General features: G+C 71.0%; 13 protein-coding genes. 4 read left to right on the top strand and 9 right to left on the bottom strand.

Features of this window, described 5'->3' with window-relative positions; translation table 11 throughout:
* Positions 1-314, bottom strand: a 314-nt coding sequence (locus tag E0504_RS51805; protein ID WP_207974741.1) for a hypothetical protein, incomplete at its 3' end; no start/stop codon positions are given.
* Between the two features lie 307 nt (positions 315-621).
* Between E0504_RS51805 and E0504_RS49345 the strand changes: the two genes are divergently transcribed.
* On the top strand, positions 622-1,497 hold the full coding sequence (locus E0504_RS49345) for an alpha-hydroxy-acid oxidizing protein (RefSeq protein WP_243658003.1): 876 nt from the start codon (positions 622-624) through the stop codon (positions 1,495-1,497).
* A gap of 18 nt (positions 1,498-1,515) precedes the next feature.
* Here the strand turns inward: E0504_RS49345 and E0504_RS53945 are convergent, their stop codons facing one another.
* The 3 genes from E0504_RS53945 to E0504_RS49355 all read right to left on the bottom strand — a co-directional run bounded on the left by E0504_RS53945 (position 1,516) and on the right by E0504_RS49355 (position 3,114).
* Positions 1,516-1,848, bottom strand: coding sequence for an ADP-ribosylglycohydrolase family protein (locus E0504_RS53945; RefSeq protein ID WP_255565757.1), 333 nt, complete (start codon positions 1,846-1,848; stop codon positions 1,516-1,518).
* Positions 1,730-2,557 (bottom strand): ADP-ribosylglycohydrolase family protein, encoded by an 828-nt coding sequence (locus E0504_RS49350; protein WP_306769453.1) that lies wholly within the window; start codon positions 2,555-2,557, stop codon positions 1,730-1,732. Before E0504_RS49350 ends, E0504_RS53945 begins: the two co-directional genes overlap by 119 nt.
* Before the next feature lie 89 nt (positions 2,558-2,646).
* Positions 2,647-3,114 (bottom strand): SRPBCC family protein, encoded by a 468-nt coding sequence (locus tag E0504_RS49355; protein ID WP_112108585.1) that lies wholly within the window; start codon positions 3,112-3,114, stop codon positions 2,647-2,649.
* Positions 3,115-3,549: 435 nt separating this feature from the next.
* On the opposite strand from E0504_RS49355, the gene E0504_RS49360 reads away from it, so the two are divergent.
* Positions 3,550-4,200 (top strand): DUF4232 domain-containing protein, encoded by a 651-nt coding sequence (locus E0504_RS49360; RefSeq protein WP_243658004.1) that lies wholly within the window; start codon positions 3,550-3,552, stop codon positions 4,198-4,200.
* Between the two features lie 128 nt (positions 4,201-4,328).
* Here the strand turns inward: E0504_RS49360 and E0504_RS49365 are convergent, their stop codons facing one another.
* From E0504_RS49365 to E0504_RS51090, 3 genes are read right to left on the bottom strand one after another with little or no spacing between them, the layout of a single operon-like run.
* Positions 4,329-5,459, bottom strand: coding sequence for a methyltransferase domain-containing protein (locus E0504_RS49365; RefSeq protein WP_112108588.1), 1,131 nt, complete (start codon positions 5,457-5,459; stop codon positions 4,329-4,331).
* Positions 5,456-6,184, bottom strand: coding sequence for a 3'-5' exonuclease (locus E0504_RS49370; protein ID WP_131628058.1), 729 nt, complete (start codon positions 6,182-6,184; stop codon positions 5,456-5,458). Before E0504_RS49370 ends, E0504_RS49365 begins: the two co-directional genes overlap by 4 nt.
* 12 nt (positions 6,185-6,196) lie before the next feature.
* On the bottom strand, positions 6,197-6,361 hold the full coding sequence (locus tag E0504_RS51090; RefSeq protein ID WP_160144348.1) for a hypothetical protein: 165 nt from the start codon (positions 6,359-6,361) through the stop codon (positions 6,197-6,199).
* Positions 6,362-6,458: 97 nt separating this feature from the next.
* On the opposite strand from E0504_RS51090, the gene E0504_RS49375 reads away from it, so the two are divergent.
* Both E0504_RS49375 and E0504_RS49380 read left to right on the top strand, forming a co-directional pair.
* On the top strand, positions 6,459-6,683 hold the full coding sequence (locus E0504_RS49375) for a hypothetical protein (RefSeq protein ID WP_131628060.1): 225 nt from the start codon (positions 6,459-6,461) through the stop codon (positions 6,681-6,683).
* A 129-nt stretch (positions 6,684-6,812) separates the two neighbouring features.
* Positions 6,813-7,895 (top strand): effector-associated domain EAD1-containing protein, encoded by a 1,083-nt coding sequence (locus tag E0504_RS49380; RefSeq protein ID WP_112108581.1) that lies wholly within the window; start codon positions 6,813-6,815, stop codon positions 7,893-7,895.
* Positions 7,896-8,270: 375 nt separating this feature from the next.
* Here E0504_RS49380 and E0504_RS49385 read toward each other — a convergent pair whose 3' ends face one another.
* Positions 8,271-8,849 carry an NADAR family protein gene (locus E0504_RS49385; RefSeq protein WP_112108580.1) on the bottom strand — a complete coding sequence of 193 codons (579 nt, stop codon included), beginning with the start codon at positions 8,847-8,849 and terminating at the stop codon, positions 8,271-8,273.
* Between the two features lie 12 nt (positions 8,850-8,861).
* Positions 8,862-9,048: hypothetical protein (locus tag E0504_RS51810; protein WP_207974742.1), on the bottom strand; the 187-nt coding region annotated here is incomplete at its 5' end.

The following is a 9,048-nucleotide window of genomic DNA, read 5'->3' on the forward strand; positions in this document are numbered from 1 at the left end:
TCGAAAAGACCGCGGAAGACGACGGCGACCAGCCGGTCCCGGAACTGCTCGGACTTGCAGCCGCCCGGCCAGGCCACTGACGAACCCGACCACCCGACCGCGCGCCCCGCCATCCTCGACAGCCGGCTGTCGTGCCGCGACCGGGTCGCTGGCCGGCCGCCCTGACCTGTCGCCAGCCCGGCGCGCCGTGAGCATTGTGTCACCCTCCGCGCCTCTGATGGGATGCGGACGACGACAGGCAGGAGGGTGCCGTGGACGAGCAGGGTGCCGGTTCGGCGGAGGATCTCGCGGCGTACTTCCTCTTCCGACGCCACGATGCGCAACCGGGCCCACGGCGGCCCGGTGTTCCTGCCCTGACGCCGGCCGCACCCCGGGCCACCGCAGCCGCCGGCCGGAAGTAGGTCGGTCAGCGTCGTCCTACCGGCGCCCGACGTCCCGCGGCTTGCTTCCGATCCGTCAAATACGAACAATGTGGTCGGTGCGACGGTGGGGGTCTGCCGCGCGCGGGCCGCAGCGTCCGGGCTGCCGACACGGGCGTGGGGGAGCTGGCGTGGACCAGGAATGCGATCACGCCGGCCGGGCCCGCGCTCTCGCCTCCGGAGCCGGGCAGCGACCCGGTGGGTGGACGAGCTTGCGGAACAGGCCGCCGCGGCCCTGCCCCGCGAGGTGTACGACTACTTCCGGCAGGGCGCCGGCACCCACCACGCGTTACACGAGGCGACCCCGGCCTGGGACGCGCTGCGGCTGCACCCACGGGTCCTGCGCGACGTCACCAGCGTGCGCACCGCCACGACCGTGCTCGGCACCCCCGTCGACACCCCGGTCCTGGTCGCCCCGACCGCCGCGCAGCACGTGGTGGCGCCCGGTGGCGCCGTCGCCACCGCGTTCGGCGCCGCGAAGGCGGGATCCCTGGTCTGCGTCTCCTGCCTGACCAACCAGCCCTACACCGAGATACGCGACACCGGCGCGCCGTGGTGGGCGCAGGTCTACGTGCTGCGCGACCGCGGCCTCACCCGGGACCTCGTGGCCCGGGCCGAAGCCGCCGGCGCGGCCGCCCTCGTGCTCACCGTCGACACCCCGGTCGTCGGCGACCGGCCCCATCCCGGCCCCGGTTCCGACGCGCCCTGGTACGGCGGCCGCCTGCTACCGACGGCCGTACCGGGGGACGTCGCCGTCCCCACGGCCACCGCCCTTCCCGGCATCGCCCGCGCCCTGGCGGGCACCGGCGCCGAGACCTACGTCGACGGCGGTCTGCGCAGCGGCGTCCACGTGCTGGCCGCCCTCGCCCTCGCCCTCGGGGCCCGCGCGGTCCTGCTCGGCCGGCCCGTCCTGTGGGCGCTGGCCACGGGCGGGGCTGACAACGTGCAACGGCTGCTGAGCACCGTCACCGCCGAGCTGCGGCACGCCATGACCCTCGTCGGTGCCCGAAGCCCGGACGAGATCACCCCGGACCTGGCCGGGCCGGTCGACACCGCCGGCGCTCAGCCACCGGGGTAGCTCAGACCGGGGTGGCTCTCAGCCACCGGGGTAACGGTCGAACCACGCCAGGGTGGCGCCACCCCACGCTTCGGGCTCCGTAGGCGGGTCGAGCAGCTCACGGACGACGTCGTCGGCGAGCTCGCCGATCAGATCCGCGCCCTCCAGGGCGGTGAGCCAGTCGCCGGGCAGGACGTTCTCGCCGTACACCGCGCCCAGCAGGTTCCCGCAGACCATGCCGGTGGAGTCGCTGTCACCGGAGTGGTTGACGCTGGCCAGGAGGGCGGCGCGCGGATCGGCCGGCACCGCGGCGCAGTACACGGCGATGGCCAGTGCCCGCTCCGCGGTCGTCCCCCGGCCCAGCCCGGCCACGCGTTCCCCGGCCAGCGGGCCCGGCCGTCGCCGCGTCGAGCGCCGCCCGCAACGCCAGACAGACCGGTTCCGCGCCATCCTCGTCGGCGAGCCGTCCGAGGGCGGATTCGGTGGCGGCGACGACGGTCCGGCCGTGGTACGTCACCTCCGCGACGATCCAGGCGAAGGCGGCGGCCGACAGCACGCCGACTGGATGACCGTGGGTGAACGCGGCGCACTCGGCGGCGAAGGTCCAGGCGGTCGCCGGGCTGTCGCAGAACAGGCCGAACGGCGCCGAGCGGGTGAGCGCACCGCAGCCCTTGCTCGTCGGGTTGACCCGCTGTTCCGCCGCCGGCGGTTTCGGCAGGGACAGACCGGTGAGCGTGGCCTGCCCCGGGAACCGGCGGGCGTAGAGCACCGGCTGGGTGATCAGCCAGCCGGTGAGGACGAAGCCGTGCTCCCCGGCTCCGGTTCCGGCACCGGTGTCGCCGGCGCGCGGCGGGGCGGCACGGCGCTGGGTCGCCAACCATCGCTGGTAGGCGTACCAGACGACCCCGGGCGGATGGCAGATCCCCTTGCTGCGGAAACGGACGCTCGCCCGCAGCATCCCCTCGGCGGTGAACAGCGCGAGCTGGGTGTTCGTCGTCATCGGCAGGTGCACGCCGTAGGCGCCGGTCGGCCCGGTCACGCCGCCCGGCCCGAACCGGTGCTTGATCTGGGCCCACGACATTCCTGCCAGCCCCGCGCCGAGCGCCGCCCCAGAGCTCCACCGAACAGGCTGCCCCGAACCCGGTTCCGCAACGTCATCGACGACTCGGGCTACCGCGGCCGTTCGACCGTGCGGGCGAGGATCCCCAGGGTGGCCCGCAGGCCGGCCTCCGGGATGACCGGGAAGACACCTTCCCGGTACTCGTCACCGATCGCGCTCCAGTCGTAGTACGACGTCACCAGCGTGCCACCCTCGCTCGTTTCGAGACGGTAGCCGTACCGGTGCCCGATAGGCGGCCAGTCCTTGACGGTGATCGTCCACTCGATCTCGGTGTTCGGAACGAACCCGGTGATCACGACGGTGACGTCGTACTTCCCCAGCGGGAAGTCGTTCAGGGACTCCCGGTCCATGTGGACGACGAACTCGTCGTCGATCCCGGTGACCGGATCGCCCTGCGCGGACTGGAGCATCCCGGAGCTGTCGATCGTGACGTGCCCGTGCGGATCGCACAGCACCGCGAAGATTCTCTCCGGCGATGCGGCGATCTGCCGCCGTACCTCGAATCGTTCGGTCTCCATTCCGCCAGTTTTGCAGGGGTCCAGGAGATGCGGGCGGGGAGTGCTTTGACGGGACCCATCCGGGAGTGACCTGCGCCCTACCCGGCACCGCCCGATCGGACCAGCCGGGTTCCCGCCCGCCGGACCAGCCCGCACCCTGGGTGTCACGCACCGTTACCGGGGAAGGAAGGCGGTCGACAAAGGCGGGACACCGTTGCTGGATGCGGTGCCGCGCCCAGCAGAGAAATCTCACCGAGGCTCCGCAACTGGATGCGTATCAGGCACCGCATGAGCATTCCGGCGTCGTGCCTATCCGGGCGCCGGACTGGGGAGGTCGCCGTGAACGAGCCGCACACCCACGGAAAGCCGACCAGGAGCAGGCGTTCGACTCGACCGGGACACTCGAGCGTGCTGGGGCAGGTGAGTTGGCACCGGTCGTCGGACGGGCCCGGACCGTTGGACCGGCAAGAGCCGCTGGGCCGGCCTGAGCCGGTTTCCCGGCCGGTTTCCCGCCGGCACGCGGCTCGTTCCCGGGAGGCGTTGCTGCTCGCCAGCGCCGCGCTGACCGCCGCCGGTTTCATCGGGCTGGCCGTGGGAGACGGTGCCAGCGCCGTGGCGGGCGGTCCCCCGGCGGGCATGTCGTCCGGCGGCATGTGGTCGGGCGGTGCCGCTGGTCCGTCCGGGATGTGTCCGGGCTCGTCGCTGACACTGAGCTCGACCCGCCCGGACCCCGGCGCGGGCAACATCTTCCAGCAGCTCGTCCTGACCAACACCGGGCCGGCGGCCTGCTGGCTGCAGGGATTCCCCCAGGTGTCCTTCGTCGGCGACGACGGCCAGCAGGTCGGCGCCCCGGCCGCCCACACCGGCCCGACCGGCCCGGTCGTGTTCCTGAAGCCGGGCGAATCCGCACGCGCAGTCCTGCACACCGTGCAGCCTGGCCTGCAGGTGGGCTGTGCCCAACCGGGGGAGACCGCGCCCGTCCGGGCCCTGAAGGTCAACCCGCCGGGGTCGATGCACTCGCTGTCGCTTGACCCGCCGGCGGTCGCCACAGCCTGCACGTCGACGGCCGTCCACCAGATGGACATCACCACGGTCCTCATCGGCTGAGCGCACGGCGGGCATGTCCTTCGCCGCCCGGGCGTGGGTACCGATCCCACGCCCGGGCGGCGGAACATCCTGCGATGCCAGCGGAGGCCAGGCGCGCCGCGCTGGACGGCCGGGCCTCCGTCTCGTTCCTAGGGCGTCGGGACGGCGTGGATGGTTGCCCGCCAGTCGCCGCGGAGGAGCTTGACAGTGCCGTCGTCGCGGATCATCGCCCGGGCGCCGAGGAACGGGGCCCATCCGAGGCGGAGCCAGTCGTCCCGGACGGCGTCGAGCGCGTCCCACAGCCGGCGGGGCCCGCCCTGGTGCACCGTCGGTGGATCGGTACCGATCGCGGTTCCCCGCGCCCATGACCCGTCAGGGTGGGACATGAGCGCGGTGTGCCGGCCGTCGGACCCGCGGCGATAGCGGTGCTCGATACCCGGGATGGCCAGGTGGAGCATGGTGGACAACTCCCAGGCGTCGGCGACATTCAGCACCGGGTACCGGCCGACGCCCACCTGTTCGCCGTCCCGCTCGGCGACCCCGTCGAAGTCCACGGCGGCGGCCGGAGGGTAGTCAGGGCCGCTGCGAACATCCATGAAACCGGCCCAGTCCCGCTCTACCTGCCCGAACACCCCGTCGGGGGTTCTCGTCGCGGTGAGGATGATCCACGTGCCGCGGATAGTGGTGACCAGCCGGCCGCCGGGACGCAACGCGGCCAGCCAGCTCGGCGGGATGCTGGGAACCGCGACCATGGAGACGATCCGGTCGTAGGTGCCGGGCAGCGGGCCGGTGGCGTCCACGGTCAGCGCCGTCGGGCACAGGTCGAGGGCGGCCAGCCGGCCGGCGGCGGCGGACACCAGGTACGGGTCGACGTCCAGGGTGGTGACGTGCCGGGACCCGTAGCGGCGGGCGAGCAGGGCCGCCCCATATCCCGACCCGGTGCCGACGTCGGCGATGTCCAGGCCCCTGGACAGATGCCCGTAGCGGTACATCGTCACGGCCAGGCTCGGCGCGGTCGACGACGAGGTCGGTCGGCCCCGCGGGTGGTCGTCGTCCTCGGCGAGGTCGGCGTGCAGCGGGCCGACCCGGGTGACCAGCGACCGGTCCGCGTAGGCGCCGGCGAGCTGACCGCGGCGCAGCACCCACGGCCCGTCGCTGTCGTCCCACCAGGCGGGCACGAACCGGTGCCGCGGTGTGTCGACGAGCGCCTGGTGCCAGCGGGAGCCGGGATGGGTGACCTGGTCCGCCAGGGTGCGGGCGTGGGCCCGCCAGCTGGTCACCTCCACGCGTGGGAGTTCCGGGAAGGTCGCGGTGGCCGGCGCAGACGGACCTGCGGGCTGCCGTCAGCGGTGGCACGGGGGAACAGCTCGGTCTGTTCGCCGCCCGGTCGGATCGGGGTGAGCGTGGCGAGCGGGATTGCCGCGAGGCGCTGAAGCTCGCGGAGCGAAACCGGCCGTGCGCCGTGGATCTGCTCGGCAAGGCACGCCAGGAGTAGACCGGCCCCGACCGCATCCCACAGCGCGCGATGTGGTTGCCCTCCTGGCGCCAGCTCGCTCACCCGCCGGGTGAGCGTGTGACGGTCGAGAAGCGCGGTGAGCGAAAGGCCTGCCCTCTCGGTGTCCAGCTGGCGAGCCAGTCGCAGGGTGTCGATCAGCCCGGTGGGGCGGAGGGTCGGGCAGCGCCGCTGGAGGAGCCGCCAGTCGACGGCGATGTTGTGGCCGACGAGAATCCGGCTGTTCAGACGGGCGGAGAGCTCTGGTTCGACGCTGCTGAGCGCAGGCGCCCCGGACAGCGCGTCGTTCGTGAGCCCCGGGGAGATCCAGGGCCGGCGTGGGATGCTCCGCCCGGGATTGATCATCGTGTGGTAGCCCTCTGCGACCTGCACGACGCCGGCGGTCAGGGGGATGGTCGCGATTTCCAGGATGGCTTCCCGGTCGCGGTCCTGCGCGCCGCTGCCTTCCAGGTCGACCGCGACCAGCGCGGCGTCCTGCCAGGAGCCCACCACCGGCGGTCCGATCTACGCGACGATGCGAGTCTCCTTCATCGAACCGCACACTCTCACCGAAGGTGCGGCGAACCGCCGTAGCCAGGTGGCGCCGCGGAAGTCGATCTGCCGGGCGGGGCGGATGCCGTCGAGTTCGCGGACGCCCGGTGACCCGTTGTGGTCTGCGAAGCCGTGCACGATGGCGGCCAGTAATCGAGTGCGGGTCAGATTCCTGGACGCCGGTGGGGCGGAACGTAAGGAAGTGATGCCCGGGGACTTCGCAGTGGGTTCCACGGTGCCCGTGATCTACTTTGCGGCGAAGCCCGAAAATCCGATGTCAGCCAAGACCGTGTCAAACGGCCGGATGGTTTCTGTGGCCGCTGCCGCGCTCCTGCTCCTGTTCTGCGCCTTCCTGGTCGTCGCACTCTTCCTCGCCGGCCTGGAGCTGGATGACATGCACCAGGATCTCGACGACCGGGAGGAGATCGAATGCAGGATCAGGACGGGCTCGCCCTGCTGACCTGGTAAGCGGCCGCGGCCGCGGCCGCGGCGGTCAAGGACGTGGAGTGCGGTATGCTGCCAGGACTGTCCAGCGTGTCGGGGGGCGTGCTCAGTTGCGTGCGGCGTCAAAATTCAGTGGAGTCACGAAGTGACCTCCGAAGCATTATCGGTCGAGGAGATCGCCGCACTCTCCACCGCTTTCCCTCAGCAACAACAGGTTATTATCATCCTCAAGGCCGCCGGCCTGGAGACGGCACGACAGCCCTGGCAGGCAAGCACCCCCGTCGAGTTCTGGATGGAAATCAGCCGCTTGCTCGAGGCCGGCGTGCTGGTGGACGGCCGGCGGCGTATCCTGACCGAGGCCGGAAAAGTATATCCGGAGAACTCCGCTTTCATCAGTCCGCCCGACAGGCGTGACACCACCCTCGGACGCGGTAGGCGAAACCGCCGGGCGCGCCTGCTGTTCGCCCTCGGGGGCGGCGCAGGCCTGCTTGTGCTCATGCTGATTCTCGTTCCGATGGCGGGATCACAGCCCACCACGACTGACCCGGTAGCCGTCGACTCCGTGACGTTCTCGATGGACGGGTCGGAGATATTCGTTGTCCCTGGCCCCATCCGATTCACCTCTGTGGACGCGGTCGAGGTGGAAAAGATGCGCGACACGCAGGGGTACTTCGACTGGTTCCTCAAGAAAGGTGCGGCATTGGACGGCCGCGCTGCGACCATCCGCATGGTACTTCGAGGAACCGCCGATGACGAGGTGGTGATCACGAGTATGGAGGTTGTCCGAAACTGCCGTGAACCGGCGACGGGAACCCTGTTCTACTCGCCGCCCGCCGGTTCGGACCCGAGCATCCGCCTGGGCTTCGACCTGGACAGTCAGAGCAGCACCGCGCAGATCCTCGACGATCACGACAATTTCGTCGGAAACTACTTCAACTCGTACACCATCTCGCTGCGTCCCGGCGAGAATCAGGCAGTCACCATCTTTCCCCGGACATTGCGCCAGTACTGCGAGTTCACAATCCAGCTAAAAATCGCGACGGCCGGCCAGTCGACAACCAAGGTGATCGACAACAACGGGCAACCTTTTCGGATAACGGCGCTGACGAACTACGACGAGGACTTCTCCGCCTACGACGCGGTTTATACGGGCGGAGTAGCCAATTCCACCGGCAGCACACTTTTCCGCCCGGCCGATCCTCACGCCTTCGGCAGATCGACCGGCTGACGGCCCGCACACCCACGGAAAGTCCACCGGAACAGGCATTCGACTCGACTGGAGAACCCGAGCGTGCCGGGGAACCCGAGCCGACACCGTCCGCCGGACGGGCATGAGCCGCTGGACCGGCAGGGGCCGGTTTCCCGCCGGCACGCGGCGGGCTGGTGTTTCGCCGTCCGGGCGGGGTGGACCGGTGCCCACGCCCGGGCGTCGCAGGCTCTGGCAGGTCATCACGCTCGCCACCTTCGTCGAAGGCGACGACAGCGCGGTGCAGCCACCGCCGCAGCCGCTTCCCCACCATCGCGGCCACAGGAACGCCTCCTCAAAGCATGCGAATCACCATCGCGACGTCGGGACGGAACAGCGCGACGGCCTGGTCGCGGGTCAACGCCCGGGTGCTGCCGACAGCAGGGCGCGCACCTCCATGAGTGCGAAACCGAGCAGGTTCAGACCGGGCCAGGTGCTCGGGCGGCCCGCCCGCTCGTCATCGGCCGCCACGCCGATCCCCCAGACGCGGTCGACCGGGCTCGCCTCGACCAACGTCCGCCGGCCGGTACCGACGAGATACTCCCGCAGCGCGGGATGCTGGCTGAACTTCGCGCTGTTGCCGCGCACGACGATGTCGTAGCGGCCACGGGCCCAGATCTCCTCGTCGAAGTCGCGGACCCGGCGGCCCAGCGCCTTCGCCTCACCTGGACTCGCGGCGGCGAGTACCCGTTCGGCAGCCGCGTCGTCGCCGAACAGCCGGGCCTTCTGCTCCATCATGAAATGCTCGGCGCTGCGATAGTCGGTGTCACCGACGGTGAAACTGACCGGCCACCACTGGCTGAGACAGCCCTTCCCGACGCCGCCGCCCGGCGGTGGTCGGTGACCCCAGAAGAACAGGAGCTTCGGAAGCGCATCCGCCGCCTCCAGCCGACGTAGATCGTCCACTGAACGGGGCCACACGTCGATGTCGGGCATGGTGCGAAGTTGTCAGGTTTCAGAGGTGCCCGCCACTGCTTTCCCAGCGGACTTGCCGCGGACGACACCGGCAACCCGGCCGGCAGCCCCGGCTGGGTCTGGGTCGCCACGGCAGACGAGCAGGCCGGCGGCCCGGGGCGCGCCGATCCGGCGGTCCTCGCGCAGCAGGCCTACGGGCCAATGGCCATGCTTTAAGTGA

It is taken from the genome of Parafrankia sp. BMG5.11, assembly GCF_004337455.1.

What these genes read in the sequence shown, in the direction of transcription:
- E0504_RS49350 (WP_306769453.1), bottom strand. Translation starts at nt 2,557, where the DNA reads ATGTCGTGGGCCCAGATCAAGCACCGGTTCGGGCCGGGCGGCGTGACC.
- E0504_RS49355 (WP_112108585.1), bottom strand. Translation starts at nt 3,114, where the DNA reads ATGGAGACCGAACGATTCGAGGTACGGCGGCAGATCGCCGCATCGCCG.
- E0504_RS49385 (WP_112108580.1), bottom strand. Translation starts at nt 8,849, where the DNA reads ATGCCCGACATCGACGTGTGGCCCCGTTCAGTGGACGATCTACGTCGG.